This window comes from Neorhizobium sp. R1-B (assembly GCF_004368875.1).
In the GTDB taxonomy this organism is placed as follows: Bacteria; Pseudomonadota; Alphaproteobacteria; order Rhizobiales; family Rhizobiaceae; genus Neorhizobium; species Neorhizobium huautlense.
The window spans coordinates 1-14,427 of sequence record NZ_SOEM01000034.1 but is presented as its reverse complement, the minus strand read 5'-3'; the positions used below and the strand labels follow the sequence as shown (position 1 = coordinate 14,427).

Below are 14,427 nucleotides of genomic sequence, written 5' to 3'. Positions count from 1 at the left end.
GCAATAAAGCCGCCTCACAGGTATTTGCGTCAAAAGGATGCGTAAAACCATGCGCCGTCACCTCGAAGCCACAATAGAAACTTTTCCGATCGCCGGCTTATTCACGATTTCGCGCGGCTCGAAAACTGAAGCCGAAGTCATTACCTGCACGATCCGCGAAGACGGTTTCTCCGGACGCGGCGAATGCGTGCCCTATAAACGGTATGGCGAAAGCCTTGATGGCGTCCTTTCCGATATCCAGTCGATCACGGAGGCTGTCGACAGCGGGCTGACGCGCGAGGAATTGCAGACCCGGATGAAACCGGGGGCCGCACGGAATGCAGTCGATTGCGCGCTTTGGGATCTGGAGGCGAAGCGCGACGGCCTCCGGGTAGCAGACCTCATTGGCGCAGCCAGCCAGAAGCCTCTCGTTACGGCATTTACGCTTTCACTCGGCGAGCCCGCGGTTATGGCTGCCGATGCCCGCAGAAATGCTCAACGCCCGCTCCTCAAGATCAAGCTCGGTACCGAGGATGACGAATCACGGCTTCGCGCCGTTCGCGAAGCGGCTCCGAACGCACGCATCATCGTGGACGCCAACGAAGGATGGACGGAAGAAAATCTCTCGCACCACATGGCTGTCGCGGCGGAACTGAACGTGTCGCTCATCGAGCAACCTCTACCCGCCGGCAAGGATGCGGCCCTGGCCAATATCCGGCGCTTGGTCTCGGTTTGCGCCGATGAAAGCGTGCACATGACAAAAGATCTCGAAAGCCTTCGCGATCGCTATGATGCAGTCAATATCAAACTGGACAAGACCGGCGGCCTGACGGAAGCACTGGCCATGAAGGCCGAGGCTCAGCGACTTGGATTTTTGGTCATGCTCGGCTGTATGGTCGGCTCCTCGCTTGCGATGGCTCCGGCTGTTTTATTGGCGCAGGAAGCCGATTACGCCGATCTCGACGGGCCATTGCTGCTTGCAAGGGACAGGCCGACCGGCCTTCGCTACGAGGGTTCGCTGGTTTATCCGCCAGACCCTGACCTCTGGGGTTGAATGCGAGCCGCAAATGCGATCGTTGCCAGCCCGATCAAGGCGAGAAGCGACATCGCGAGGTAACTCGTCACCCCGAATTGCCGGTAAAGAAAACCGGACAATATGGTCGAAATTGCCAGAAACACGCCGTTGTAGAAGACATACGCGCCCTGCACCGTGGATTCCTGATGCTCCTGCACTGACTCTACCAGGCGTTGTTGAAGTCCCAGATGCACGAAAGCGAACGAAAACGCATGCAGGCCCTGTAGCGCCATGTAGCCCCAGAACCCCAGCGAGAATGGAAACAGGCTCCAGCGCAGGATCGCCGCCGCGCAGCCGATCCGCAACAGCGTCCAAGGCGATACGGACTTCGCGAGCCTGCCGGCCGTCAAAAATACGACGATTTCGAAAATGATCGCGGCGCTCCACAATATTCCGATGGATCCGCTCGAGAAGCCGATCTGCTGCCAGTGGATCGTGCCGAAGGTATAGAACATTCCATGGCTAGCCTGAGCAATCGACGCTCCGATCATCAACACATGCAAGTCGACACGACGGATCGAGCTGGGATTAAAACCGGCATTGGCGGGTCGAATCACGGCTTGACCGAGCCTCGGAACGGCAAACGCAACCAAGACTGTTAGCACAAATCCGACCGCCACTGCGGGCGGGATCGTCTGAAAACCCCAGTAACCCTGAAGCTCTCCGACGATAAGCGCGACAGCCATGAAGCCGACTGAGCCCCAGACGCGCATGGCGCCGTACTGGAATCCCCAACGCCGGACACCTGTGACTGCGACGGATTCGACGATCGGCGCATAAGGCGCAAAGAAAGCCGCCTGGAGGCTGACGATCAACAGCACAGGCCAAAAGGTGTCCGTAAAAAACATGGCCAGCGCCGTCGACAACGACAACGCGCCGGACCAAACAAGCATCAGCGTCCGCTCCCCCAGCCGGTCGGCAAAAACGCCGGCCACCGGCGCGGCGAACACCCGCAAGAGAAGTTGCGCGGCCAGCACAATCCCGATTTCGAATTCGGAAAAGGCAAGTCCGTCGAGCCAAACCGGCAGATAAGGCAAAATGACGCCGTTCACTCCCAGTGGTGCGCCATAGGCGAGTGCGCAGCGCAATTGGAAGAACCGGGGCGCGGCGGGCGCCGTCTGTGTAGGAATCACGATTTCACGGGTAGGTTGCTGAAACTTGCCGCTTACCTAACACAGAGCCCTGCCTATGCCTATGGCAAGAAATGGCCCTAGGCAGAGCTGACACGTATCGCAGTTCAGGCAGCCCGCATGTCCTCGACGACCTGCGGCGCCGCCAGTGCCTTGATCTCGGCGGCAGCGGTATCCCGCTGCCAGGAAATCATTTCGAGCCTGCCATCCTGATGTTCGACAATTGCCGTGCAGCTTTCCACCCAGTCGCCGGTATTGACATAATGGATGCCGTCGATGTCCTCCATCACTGCATGGTGAATATGGCCGCAGATCACGCCTTCCACGTTATGGCGGCGCGCCTCTTCGGCCACGACGCGCTGAAACTCGCCAATGAAGTTGACAGCATGTTTGACCTGCAGCTTTGCCCAGGCGGAGAAAGACCAGTAAGGCATGCCGAGGCGTCTGCGGATAGCAGCCAGGCCGAGGTTGATGACGATGGCCGCGTCGTAGGCCCAGTCGCCGAGATAGGCGAGCAGGCGCGCGTTGCGAACGACGACATCGAACTCGTCGCCATGCAAGATGAGGTATTTCCTGCCGTCAGCCATCTCGTGAATTGCTCGCTCGGCCACCTCTATTCCGCCGAAATGCGTGCCGGGAAACGACCGCAGGAATTCGTCGTGATTGCCGGGAATATAGACTATGCGTGTTCCCTTGCGCGCCTTGCGCAGAAGTTTCTGAACAACGTCGTTACACCCCTGCGGCCAATACCAGTTCCGTTTCAGCCGCCAGCCGTCGATGATGTCACCCACGAGAAAAATGGTATCGGCTTCATGATAACGCAGGAAGTCCAGCAGGAAGTCAGTTCGGGCGGCCTTGGAGCCGAGATGCACGTCCGAAATAAAGAGCGTTCTGAAATGCCTTGTTTCCACTTGCCCGGTCACGAAGTCGTCCTTTCGTCGCCGCTTCTTTGTTTTTCAAAACCAGACTCGTGTTTCAGGATGATGACAGGCTCCGGGAAAACCCCGATCAGCGGCGCTCCGATATCGCTCCATTTCCGCTATCACCGCAAATTAGCTGCTGTCGCACCCGGCCGATTGATGTAAGGAGGGTCTCTCCTTACCATCAGCCCATGCAGAAAAAACAAGCCAGGAGGAACCATGAACGCGCAGGATAAACCGAAATCGCCGGCCGTGCCGGCCACGGGCGATCTCGACGAGCAGGCGCTGTTCTTCCACCGCTATCCCCGCCCCGGCAAGCTCGAAATCCAGGCGACCAAACCGCTCGGAAACCAGCGCGACCTGGCACTTGCCTATTCGCCGGGTGTCGCCGCTCCCTGCCTTGCGATCCGCGACAATCCCGATGCGGCTGCCGATTTTACAGCCCGCTCCAATCTTGTCGCGGTGATTTCCAACGGCACGGCCGTGCTCGGCCTCGGCGATATCGGCCCGCTGGCATCGAAGCCGGTCATGGAGGGCAAAGCCGTCCTCTTCAAGAAATTCGCCGGCATCGATGTCTTTGACATCGAAATCGAAGCCCGCGGTATCGAGACGATGGTTTCTACCATCTCGGCGCTGGAGCCGACCTTCGGCGGGATCAACCTGGAAGACATCAAGTCTCCCGAATGTTTCGAGGTCGAGCGCCGGCTGCGCGAAAAGATGAACATCCCGGTGTTTCACGACGATCAGCATGGCACAGCGATCATCGTGGCAGCCGCGATCCTGAACGGGCTGGAACTCGCCGGCAAGAATATCGGCGACGTGAAGATCGTCACGTCCGGCGCCGGTGCGGCGGCGCTTGCCTGTCTGCATCTTCTCGTTTCGCTCGGAGCGAAGAAGGAAAATATCTGGGTTCATGACATCGAAGGCCTGGTCTACGACGGCCGCAACACGCTCATGGACGAGTGGAAGGAAATCTACGCCCAGAAATCCGATAAGCGTGTTTTGGCCGACAGCATCCACGATGCCGACGTCTTCCTCGGATTGTCTGCAGCCGGAGTGCTCAAACCAGAACTGCTTGCGCGCATGGCGCCGAAGCCGCTCATCATGGCGCTCGCCAACCCGACACCGGAAATCATGCCGGAACTCGCCCGCTCCGCCCGTCCGGATGCCATGATCTGCACCGGTCGTTCGGATTTTCCGAATCAGGTGAACAACGTCCTTTGCTTCCCCTATATCTTCCGCGGCGCGCTGGATTGCGGCGCCCGGACGATCAATGAGGAAATGAAGATGGCGGCGGTCAAGGCGATCGCGGCACTTGCCCGCGAGGAGGTTTCCGACGTTGCCGCTCGCGCCTATTCCGGCGAAACGCCCGTCTTCGGCGCCGACTACCTCATCCCCTCACCCTTCGATCCCCGGCTTATCCTGCGCATCGCACCGGCCGTCGCAAAAGCCGCAGCGGAAACCGGCGTAGCCTCCCGCCCGATCCAGGACTTCGACGCCTATCTCGATCAGCTCAACCGCTTCGTCTGGCGCTCTGGCTTTGTCATGAAGCCGATTTTCGCCGCCGCCAAGACCGCCGAGAAAAAGCGCGTAATCTTTGCGGAGGGCGAAGATGAACGCGTGCTTCGCGCCGCGCAGGTATTGTTGGAGGAAAAGACCGCCACGCCCATCCTCATCGGCCGCCCGTCGGTCATCGAGGCGCGCCTTCAGCGCTTTGGCATTCGTATTCGGCCTGAGGTCGATTTCGCAGTCGTCAATCCGGAAGACGATCCTCGATACCGCGAATATGTCGATGATTATTTCGCTCTGGTAGGGCGCAGGGGCATCAACCCGGAGACTGCGCGCACCATCGTGCGCACCAACAACACAGTAATCGGGGCGCTTGCCGTCAAGCGCGGCGAGGCTGACGCGCTGATTTGCGGCGTGGAAGGCGGTTATGATCGGCATCTGCGCGACGTCGAGCAGATTATCGGAAAAAGGGAGGGCGTCTGCGCCTTCTCGGGCCTGAGCCTCTTGATCTCTCAACGGGGCGCGATTTTCTTCACGGATACATTCGTGAACTACAATCCTTCCGCACAGGAAATCGCCGAAATCACCATTCTCGCCTCCCAGGAAGTCCAGCGGTTCGGCATCGTCCCCAAAGCGGCGCTGATCTGCCATTCGAATTTCGGTTCTCGGGATTCCGAAAGCGCACAAAAGATGCGCGCCGCCCTCAGCCTTGTACGCAAACGGACTCCTCAACTGGAAGTCGACGGTGAGATGCAGGGCGGCTCCGCGCTTTCGGAAGACCTGCGCAAGCGCGCCATGCCAGACAGCTCGCTGACCGGAGAGGCCAATCTTCTGATCTTCCCGAACCTGGACGCGGCCAATATCTCGTTGGGGATCGTTCGAAATCTCACCGATGCACTTCATGTCGGACCGATTTTGTTGGGTACGGCGCTGCCTGCACATATCCTCTCGCCCTCGGTAACGTCGCGCGGCGTGGTAAACATGGCAGCGCTGGCTGTTGTGGAGGCCTCACAACCGGATTTCGCTCTGCAGTCCTAGGCCTGTGAACCGCATAATCCGTACTGGCTCCGCAGATTGCGAGAGCGTGCTTATGATATTGTCAACTGGCCTGCCTCATGATGCGGTTACCGATTCTAGAGATCGCCGGACATCGACTGATGCGCATTCGCAACCTGCTGATCGCCCCAATTCTGCTTGCACCCGACATGGCTTCCGCGCGGGATATAGGCACCTGCGCGGCGCTTTACCGGCAACTCAACAATGCTCCGCAAATCATCGGCAACACCGCCGAGATGCGGCGCTATTCGCAACATCTCAGCGAGATCAACGGCGACATTCGTCGGCATCGAATCGAGATGCGCCGCAGCGGCTGCGGCGGCAGCATCGTCGTCTTCGGTGGCAGCGCTAATGGCGGCGCCTGCGACGAGATGCGCGATGCGCTTGGCGCGATGGAGCGTGAGCGCGACGCGTTGACGGCGGATCGGGAGAATGCACGCCAGCTCTGGCGCTCGTCGGATGAACGCAATGCCATTCTTGCGTCGATCCGATCGAACGGCTGCCTCCCTTCCGATGTCGAAGAGGAGCGGAAAGAGCGGCTGAAGGTTCAGGGGATCGAATTGCCGAAACCGGAGCCCTATTCAGGAGTGACCGACCTGCGGACAAAAGATCCGAAGGAAACGAAAGCGGCAAACCTGCCGCCGCCTCCGCCGTTGGAGCGCACCTACGATCCGAACAAGAAGGTTCGCATAGTGGGCCCCCAGTTTCTGCCGGATACAAGCATTGATCTTGCCAATCCGAAGTCTACCGGCCCACAACCCCAGCAGTGATCAAGCTCGGCCCCATTTGTCGTTGAATACCAGGTCCTCGAGCAAGAGCCGCTGGCGCCAGCCCTTTACCGCCAGCTCCGGTTCTCGATAAAGGCGGTCGACGTAGCCGACGCAAAGCCAGGCAACGATTTGAATTCCCTCGGGGATACCAAGCAGTGTCCGCAGGTCCGCCTCGTGGAAAATGCTGACCCAGCCCACTCCGACACCTTCGGCCCGTGCCGCCAGCCAAAGGTTTTGCACCGCGCAGACGGACGAGAATACGTCCATGCGCGGATCATGAGTGCGACCGATGACAACGGGGCCTGCCCGCTCGGGATCGCAGGTGACGCAAATGCTGAGCGGCGCCTTGCGGATGCCCTCCAGCTTCAGGTTTTGGTAGACCTCGCGTCGTTCTTGCGGAAACATCTCCGCCGCTTCCTCATTGGCCCGCGAGAAGGCCTGCCAGGCGGCTTCACGGACCTTCGGGTCACGCACCAGGATAAAATTCCACGGCTGCATGAAACCGACCGACGGCGCAGCATGCGCCGCCCCAAGCAGCCGCCCAACGAGATCGTCCGGAAGCGGCTCGGGTAAAAACTGATCGCGCACGTCACGGCGCGTCTCTATGGCCCGGTAGACCGCAGCACGGTCACGTTCCGGGAATTCTTCTGCAGGCATCAAGGCATCGGCAAAAAGATCAGGTCGCATCGTTAATCCCCAACAATGCTGACACCCCGCGTAATAAAGCAGGGCACCAAAAAAACCTTGCCGCCGTCCACGCGGGTCGGTCTATCTCGACAGGCCGGTCTTCTGACTTGGCTTCATCCGCTCGCCGCAGCCTTCCCGGAAATCCCAGTGGCATCTACTTTGCGGCAAGCGTCCGCCTCACAGCGTTGGGCACGTTCCGGTCTCGCACCGGATTCCCGATTCTCCTGCCAGCGGCAGGCACCTGACGTCGCGGTTATGCATGAGCGGCCTCACGCATTCAAGCCCCTCATGCGACAGGGAAGTAGCGCACATAGGCGAACTCGTTTCCATCCGGCGACCAGTTGGGCGAATTCATTGTGCCTTGCCCGCCAAACAACTCGAACAAGGTCTCCACATGACCGCCATCCATGTCCATCAGCCGCACGCGGACGTTTTGGTCGCGCGGATGATCGAATACCGTCGCGTCGTAGGAGATGAAAACGATCTTGTCTCCTTTTGGTGACGGATGAGGAAACCAGTCGCCGTAATTGCTGTCGGTGATACGTTCCGCTGCGCCTCCCGACGCAGGTACGCGCCAGATCTGCATGATGCCGGTACGGCTGGAGTTGAAATAGATCCATTCGCCGTCGGGAGAATAGTCGGGCCCGTCGTTCCGCCCCTCTCCGAAAGTCAATCGTGTCTCTTCGCCGCCTTCCCTATCGATCGTATAGATATCGAAGAGATCGTCGCGGATACCGCAATAGGCGAATTTTCCACCATCCGGTGACCAGCCATGCCAGTAGGAGGGCAGTTTCTCCGTCACCAGCCGGGGATCACCACCCTCCGCCGGTAGCACATAGATTGCCGACTTGCCGAATTCTACCTTGTCGGAAATGGCGATCAGCGAGCCGTCCGGCGAAATGCCATGATCGTTGTTGCACTCACGCGCAAAGCCGGTATCGACTGGAACGGGAGCGCTGTCACCCAGCGGTGACAGCCGGTAGATCAGCCCGTCGCTGTTGAGCATCAGATAGTCACCACGCGGCGACCAGTTCGGCGCTTCGAACAGAGCTTCAGTCTGCCAGACAACCCGGTATTGCCGGGTGCGAATATTGTAGATCTCGACAGAACTCCGCAGCGCCATGCCCTCACCGGTCCCGGAATCGGTTGGTGATCGGATAGCGCCGATCTCGACCGAAGTTCTTTTTGGTGATCTTTACACCGGGTGCGGATTGCCTCCGCTTGTATTCGGCAAGATAAAGCAGGTGCTCAATTCGGTGGACGGTCGCCAGATCGTGACCCCGGGCTACAATCTCTTCCGTTCCCATTTCCAGCTCGACCAGGCATTCGAGGATATCGTCGAGTACCGGATAGGGCGGCAGCGAATCCTGGTCGGTCTGGTTGGGACGCAATTCCGCAGACGGCGCCTTGGCAAGGATGTTCTTCGGGATGACCTCGCCGCCGGATCCCAACGCGCCAGGCGGCAGATGCTCGTTGCGCCATGCGGACAACCCGTAGACCTGCATCTTGTAAAGATCCTTGATCGGATTGAAGCCGCCGTTCATGTCGCCATAAAGCGTCGCATAACCCACCGACATTTCCGATTTGTTGCCGGTCGTCACCACCATGGAACCGAACTTGTTGGAGATCGCCATCAGGATCGTCCCGCGCGCACGGCTCTGCAGATTCTCCTCCGTGATGCCCTCGTCCGTTCCCTCGAATAATTCCGACAATGCCGATGAAAATCCGTCGACCGGCTCGGCAATCGCCACGATGTCGTAGCGGCAGCCAAGAGCCTTGGCACAATCGGCCGCATCCTTGAGCGACTCTTCTGACGTGTAGCGATAGGGCAGCATCACCGTGCGCACCCGTTCCTCTCCCAGGGCATCCACGGCAATGGCCGCGCAGAGCGCCGAGTCGATACCGCCTGAAAGCCCGAGAACCACCGATTTGAAGCCGTTCTTGTTGACATAGTCGCGGAAGCCCAGCAGGCACGCGCGGTAATCCGCTTCCTCCTTTTCGGGAATACGCGCCATCGGGCCGCGCGTACAACGCCAGCTGTCGTTGGCCTTCTTCCATTCGGTCACGGTGATTGCCGGTTCAAACTGGCTCATCTGGAAGGCGAGTGTCTTGTCGGCGTTGAAAGCAAAACTTGCGCCGTCGAAGACAAGCTCGTCCTGTCCCCCGACCTGGTTGGCGAACAGCAGCGGCAGACCGCTTTCGATCACCTGACGCAGGGCGACCTGATGGCGGACATCCACTTTGCCCCGATAGTAAGGGGAACCGTTCGGCACGAGCAGGATATCCGCTCCGCTTTCCGCCAGCGTCTCGCAGACGCCCATGTCGTTCCAGATCTCCTCGCATATCGGAATGCCGATCCTGACGCCCCGGAAGTTGTAAGGCCCCGAGATCGATCCTTCCGTGAAAACGCGTTTCTCATCGAACTCGCCATAGTTCGGCAGATCGACCTTGTCCCGTATCGCAACGATCTTGCCACCGTCCAGCAAGGCAACCGAGTTGTGCCGGCCCGCCTCCCCCTGTCGCGGAAAGCCGATGACGACGCCGGGACCACCATCGGCAGTATCGGCCGCCAGCTGTTCGACAGCCCTCTGGCAGGCAGCCAGGAAAGCCGGTTTGAGGACGAGATCTTCTGGCGGGTATCCGGAGATAAAGAGCTCTGTGAAGAGAACAAGGTCTGCCTCTTCGCCGGCGGCGTCCCTGCGCGCTTCCCGCGCAAGGGCCAGGTTGCCGGCTATATCGCCGACAGTTGGGTTGAGCTGAGCGACGGCGATACGGAGTGTCTGGCTGATATCCTGTGTCATGCCTCACGATTTAGCGCCCGCCGATGACGCCGGCAACATCGCTCGGGGGAATTTTTTGCGATGTTTCAAGCGGATGAGCGGACACCAGAGTAATCGCTGCAGGCATTCCAGAGGCAGAACCCAAAGGGTACCTTTGGATCTGCCTAGAAAGGCGCTTTGCATTGGCCGGCTTGATCGTTGGCGCCGTGATGGGCATTTTGTTGGAAGCAAGATTCGGAGGAAGTCGCAATGAAGGCCCTGCTGCTGATCGACATCCAGAACGGCTTCTGCCCTGGTGGCAACCTGCCCGTGCCGCACGGAGACGACGTGGTGCCAATCGCCAATCGGCTGATCGAGGACGGTGGATACGACGTTATTGTCGCGTCTCAGGACTGGCACCCGAAAAATCACGGGAGCTTCGCTTCACAGCATCCAGGTAAAAAGCCTTTCGAGATGGGAAAGCTTTCCGGCAAGCTGCAGGTGATGTGGCCCGATCACTGCGTGCAGGAAACACCCGACGCCGAATTCCATCCGGACCTCAACATCGCAGCCGTGGACTATATTCAGCAGAAGGGCGAAAACCCCGCTGTCGACAGCTATTCCGCCTTCCGCGACAACGATCAGGCGGCATTGACGGGCCTCGCGGGATATCTGAAGGCGCAGCAGGTGACGGAACTCGATATCTGCGGCCTCGCCACCGACTATTGCGTCAGATATTCGGTGCTCGATGCGGTCGAGATGCTGCCGGATGTAAAGGTGCGGTTCATAGAAGACGCCAGCCGCGGGATCGATCCGGAAGGAGTCGTGGCTGCGATAGCCGAGATGAAAGCCAACGGCGTCGACATCATCTCGAGCAAGGACGTGCTAGCTGATTGATCGGCGGGAACGGCTGCAGCCAATGACAGTTCAGCGAAATCGATCGTCCCATCAGCCATATTCAATTGCGTTGAATTCGGCACGGCCCTAAAGCGTCCCAAAGGACTTTTTCATGAAGCGCGAAGACATCATCGATGGCCTGAAGGGCGGAGCTATCATTGCGATTTCCTCCGCGCCCTTTGCGATCCTGTTCGGTGCCGTGGCTGTCGACAATGGCTTGTCGGTGCTCGATGCGGCCATCATGAGCGCCACCGTCTACGCGGGGGCAAGCCAGTTGGTCGGCATCGAACTCTTCGGCCACCATGGCGCCCCTTGGCTGATCGTGCTTTCGGTCTTCGCGGTTAACTTCAGGCATATCCTTTATTCGGCAGCGCTGACGCGCTTCATCACCCACTTCTCACCGGTCCAGAAATTCTTCGCCTTTTTCCTGCTGACGGACCCACAATTTGCCGAGTCGGTGAAGCGCGGTGAGGACGGCCGGGGTGTCAGCTTTGAATGGTATCTCGGTTTCGGGCTTTCGATCTACTTTCCCTGGCTGTTCTTCAGCACCGTCGGAGCCTGGTTCGGAAGCATGATGGGCGACCCGCGGACATTGGCGATCGACGTCCTGCTGCCGACGTATTTCATGGGATTGGTGCTCGGTTTTCGCAGGCGCTCCGGTTTCTATCCTGTCGTGCTTGCCAGCACGCTCGGATCCATTGCCGCCTATCACTTTGTCGGCTCCCCATGGCATGTCAGCATTGGCGCGGCGGTCGGGGTAGCGGTGGCGGCATTGCTGCCGCTGCCGGCGAGCGAACCGGAGCCTATGGCAGAGAAGGCGGAGGCCTGACATGAGCGAGGTTCTCAACCCGGAAATGCTCCTGCTGATCTTCGCCGCGGCAGTTGCGACCTTTCTCACGCGTGTCGGCGGTTATGTCCTGATCACGCGGATGAAGACCATCCCTCCCCGGATGGAACAGGCGCTGAATGCCGTGCCAGCAGCTGTCCTGACCACACTGGTCGCACCCGCCTTCTTCAATGGCGGATGGGATGTGAAGATCGCCATGTCGGTGGCGCTTCTCGTCAGCTTGCGTTATCCGGGTCTGATCATGCTCGCCGCCGGCTGGGCGGCGGCAATGGCAAGCCGCCACCTATTCGGCTTCTGATCGTTCCGCGGCTCACGCCAGCGGCTCGGTGGCCTCCACCAACCAATCCCTGACCGCCTGATTATCGACGAGCGGCATTAGCTTTTCCCGCACGTCGGCATGATAGCGGTTGAGCCATCCGAGCTCTTCCAACGTCATCAGCGCCGGCAAGACGAGCCGGCGGTCGATCGGGCACCATGTCAGGGTCTCGAAGGCGAGCATCGGCTGATCGCCGCCGTCGATCTCTTCTGCCGCCTTCACATAGATCAGGTTTTCGATGCGGATGCCGAAGGAGCCGGGGCGATAGTAGCCCGGTTCGTTGGAAAGGATCATGCCCGGCAATAGCTCCTGTGTCGCCAGCCGTGAGATGCGTTGCGGCCCCTCGTGGACCGAAAGATAGGAGCCGACGCCGTGGCCCGTTCCGTGGGCGTAGTCCCCTCCAGCCTTCCAGAGCGCAATGCGGGCGAGCGGGTCGAGATCGCAGCCCCGCGTCCCCTTCGGAAAACGCGCCGCACTGATGGCGATCATCCCTTTCAGCACCAGTGTGAAGAAGCGCTTCCAGTCTTCCGCTACGGCGCCAACAGCGACAGTGCGGGTGATGTCGGTCGTACCGTTGATATATTGGGCACCGGAATCGATCAGGAAAAGTTCGCCAGCCTCAAGTTTGCGGTCCGTCTCGGTCGTCACCCGGTAGTGGATGACAGCACCGTGCTCGCCGGCTCCGGAGATTGTGTCGAAGGAAATATCCTTCAACGGGTTCTGCATGTTCTGGCCCACACGAGTACGGGCCGCCTCCAGCGCCTTTACCGCATCGATCTCCGTAATCGAACCGGGCGGCTGCGCATCGAGCCAATGGAGAAATTCCACCATCGCCACACCATCCTGCAGATGGGCCTGAGCCGAGCTATCCAGCTCGGCCCTGTTCTTGCAGGCCCGGGGCAGTTTTGCGGGATCGGAAGCCTCCACCACCTCGCCGCCGACAGCGGCAATAGCCTTCGTCAGCGCCAGCGGCGTCAGCTCGGAATCGATCAGGATCTTTCCGCCATCCTTCGCAAAAGCCGACAGTCGGGCGAGAAATTCGGACGGCGGGCGCTGAACGGAAAGCTGCGCGAGATAGGCTGAGACCTCGATACCGGTCTTCATTGGATCCAGAAAGATTTCAGCCTTGCCTTCGGCCGGAATGATGGCGCGGCTCAAAGGATGCGGCGTATGCGGAACATCGTCGCCGCGGATATTGAATATCCATGCGACGGACGACGGGTCGGTTATGAGGACCGCCGCTGCGTTCTTCTCTTTCACGTGCCTGGCGATCTCCGCGATTTTTTCGCCGGCAAGCAGGCCCGCATGCTCCTGCTTCTGGATCGAAACAGGGCCGAGCGGTTCGGACGGACGATCATTCCAGATAGCATCGAGCGGATTGCCATCCAGAAGCACCAGCGCGCCATCGATCTGCCCAAGCGCCTTTTCGAGGCGCCGCGCTTCGGCACCCGCATGAAGCCACGGATCGATACCTAACCGGAATCCTCTGGGCGCATGGCGCGGCAGCCAGATATGCGGCGGTTCGTTGACGAGGTCGCCGCCGGTGAAGACCGTACCGTCCACCTGCTCGGCAAGCTGCGTCACGTAACGTCCATCAACGAAAACCACGGCTTCACGCTGCGTGATGAGTGCAATGCCAGCCGAACCGGTAAAGCCGGTAAGCCAGGCAAGCCGTTCGGCTGACGCGGGCACGTATTCGCCCTGATATTCGTCGGCACGCGGCACGAGAAACCCATCGATACCAAGTTCGGCCAGCCTCGCCCTCAACGCGGTGACACGCTCACGGCCGAATTGTGGGGACGACTTTACTTCGAAAGACTGAAACATGGGTGCAAATTTCCGGCTGCTTGATTCCGACAACACCATGCCATGTTAGACGATTTTTGGCGGGGTGTGCCAGCCAGTCCGAAGATGAATGACGGAACACATCTACCGTCAAATTAACGCGAGGTTCACGGCGTCCTATGCGCTGGACGCATATCACCAATGATGGAAGCCCTCTCCTTGTGCAGTGCAAAATAACCTATATCTCAATCATCGAACGGGCGCCGAACAAGGCTCGCTCCAAAAGGATTACTCCCATGGCAAATTCTTTCTTCCGCAGTGCTTTCAACCGCGTGGTAGAAGCTCGTGAACGTCAGGTTGCCCGCTACGTCAACGGCGCCTTGCTGAACCTCGACGACGAAACGCTGAAGGGTCTGGGCACCAGCCGCGAAGAACTGCGCCGCAAGGGCGCCACCAGCTACGTATTCTGATTTTCTGGCCGGCGCGATGATCCTCCCTCACTCGCCCCGGCTTTCGGAATACGAGACCCGCTTGAGCAGCTCCTCCTCCCAGCTCGCGGGTACGATCAGCACTACAAGCTGATCCAAGGCGGCACCACAAGTGCCGCCTTATACATTGAGAGGCCGGAGCGTCTGTTATGATGCTCCGGCCTCGTTTGTCATTGGGGTGATCGCAACACCGCAATGGCTGAGGGCAA

13 protein-coding genes and 1 riboswitch are annotated in these 14,427 nt (G+C 59.5%); of the genes, 7 read left to right on the top strand and 6 right to left on the bottom strand.

Going from position 1 to position 14,427, the window contains the following annotated elements; translation table 11 throughout:
* Positions 1-49 precede the first annotated feature (49 nt).
* On the top strand, positions 50-1,033 hold the full coding sequence (gene dgcA, locus EDE05_RS25280) for an N-acetyl-D-Glu racemase DgcA (RefSeq protein WP_112798399.1): 984 nt from the start codon (positions 50-52) through the stop codon (positions 1,031-1,033).
* On the opposite strand, the gene EDE05_RS25275 is transcribed toward dgcA, so the two are convergent.
* Both EDE05_RS25275 and EDE05_RS25270 read right to left on the bottom strand, forming a co-directional pair.
* Entirely contained in the window at positions 1,003-2,187 is a 1,185-nt protein-coding gene (locus EDE05_RS25275) for an MFS transporter (RefSeq protein ID WP_112798401.1), read from the bottom strand. The genes dgcA and EDE05_RS25275 overlap by 31 nt on opposite strands.
* Positions 2,188-2,291: 104 nt before the next feature.
* Positions 2,292-3,107, bottom strand: coding sequence for a UDP-2,3-diacylglucosamine diphosphatase (locus EDE05_RS25270; protein WP_112798403.1), 816 nt, complete (start codon positions 3,105-3,107; stop codon positions 2,292-2,294).
* Between the two features lie 216 nt (positions 3,108-3,323).
* On the opposite strand from EDE05_RS25270, the gene EDE05_RS25265 reads away from it, so the two are divergent.
* On the top strand, positions 3,324-5,651 hold the full coding sequence (locus tag EDE05_RS25265; protein ID WP_112798405.1) for an NADP-dependent malic enzyme: 2,328 nt from the start codon (positions 3,324-3,326) through the stop codon (positions 5,649-5,651).
* A 119-nt stretch (positions 5,652-5,770) separates the two neighbouring features.
* On the top strand, positions 5,771-6,439 hold the full coding sequence (locus tag EDE05_RS25260) for a hypothetical protein (RefSeq protein ID WP_112798407.1): 669 nt from the start codon (positions 5,771-5,773) through the stop codon (positions 6,437-6,439).
* Here EDE05_RS25260 and bluB read toward each other — a convergent pair whose 3' ends face one another.
* The 3 genes from bluB to EDE05_RS25245 form a co-directional block, all read right to left on the bottom strand.
* Entirely contained in the window at positions 6,440-7,126 is a 687-nt protein-coding gene (gene bluB, locus EDE05_RS25255) for a 5,6-dimethylbenzimidazole synthase (RefSeq protein ID WP_112798409.1), read from the bottom strand.
* 74 nt (positions 7,127-7,200) lie between these two features.
* Positions 7,201-7,386: riboswitch (cobalamin riboswitch) on the bottom strand.
* A gap of 26 nt (positions 7,387-7,412) precedes the next feature.
* A complete protein-coding gene (locus EDE05_RS25250; protein ID WP_112798536.1) occupies positions 7,413-8,243 on the bottom strand; it encodes a TolB family protein in 831 nt (276 codons plus the stop codon).
* A 10-nt stretch (positions 8,244-8,253) separates the two neighbouring features.
* A complete protein-coding gene (locus EDE05_RS25245; RefSeq protein WP_112798411.1) occupies positions 8,254-9,927 on the bottom strand; it encodes an NAD+ synthase in 1,674 nt (557 codons plus the stop codon).
* A gap of 228 nt (positions 9,928-10,155) precedes the next feature.
* On the opposite strand from EDE05_RS25245, the gene pncA reads away from it, so the two are divergent.
* The 3 genes from pncA to EDE05_RS25230 all read left to right on the top strand — a co-directional run bounded on the left by pncA (position 10,156) and on the right by EDE05_RS25230 (position 11,927).
* Positions 10,156-10,782 carry a bifunctional nicotinamidase/pyrazinamidase gene (gene pncA / locus EDE05_RS25240; protein WP_112798413.1) on the top strand — a complete coding sequence of 209 codons (627 nt, stop codon included), beginning with the start codon at positions 10,156-10,158 and terminating at the stop codon, positions 10,780-10,782.
* A 112-nt stretch (positions 10,783-10,894) separates the two neighbouring features.
* Positions 10,895-11,611 (top strand): AzlC family ABC transporter permease, encoded by a 717-nt coding sequence (locus tag EDE05_RS25235; protein ID WP_134103219.1) that lies wholly within the window; start codon positions 10,895-10,897, stop codon positions 11,609-11,611.
* A 1-nt stretch (position 11,612) separates the two neighbouring features.
* Positions 11,613-11,927 (top strand): AzlD family protein, encoded by a 315-nt coding sequence (locus tag EDE05_RS25230; protein ID WP_112798419.1) that lies wholly within the window; start codon positions 11,613-11,615, stop codon positions 11,925-11,927.
* 12 nt (positions 11,928-11,939) lie between these two features.
* On the opposite strand, the gene EDE05_RS25225 is transcribed toward EDE05_RS25230, so the two are convergent.
* The gene (locus EDE05_RS25225; protein WP_134103217.1) at positions 11,940-13,772 is read right to left on the bottom strand and encodes an aminopeptidase P family protein; all 1,833 of its coding nucleotides are present in this window, start codon (positions 13,770-13,772) and stop codon (positions 11,940-11,942) included.
* 254 nt (positions 13,773-14,026) lie between these two features.
* Here EDE05_RS25225 and EDE05_RS26990 point away from each other — a divergent pair, with 254 nt between their 5' ends.
* The gene (locus EDE05_RS26990; protein WP_165924259.1) at positions 14,027-14,200 is read left to right on the top strand and encodes a hypothetical protein; all 174 of its coding nucleotides are present in this window, start codon (positions 14,027-14,029) and stop codon (positions 14,198-14,200) included.
* Positions 14,201-14,427: the final 227 nt, after the last annotated feature.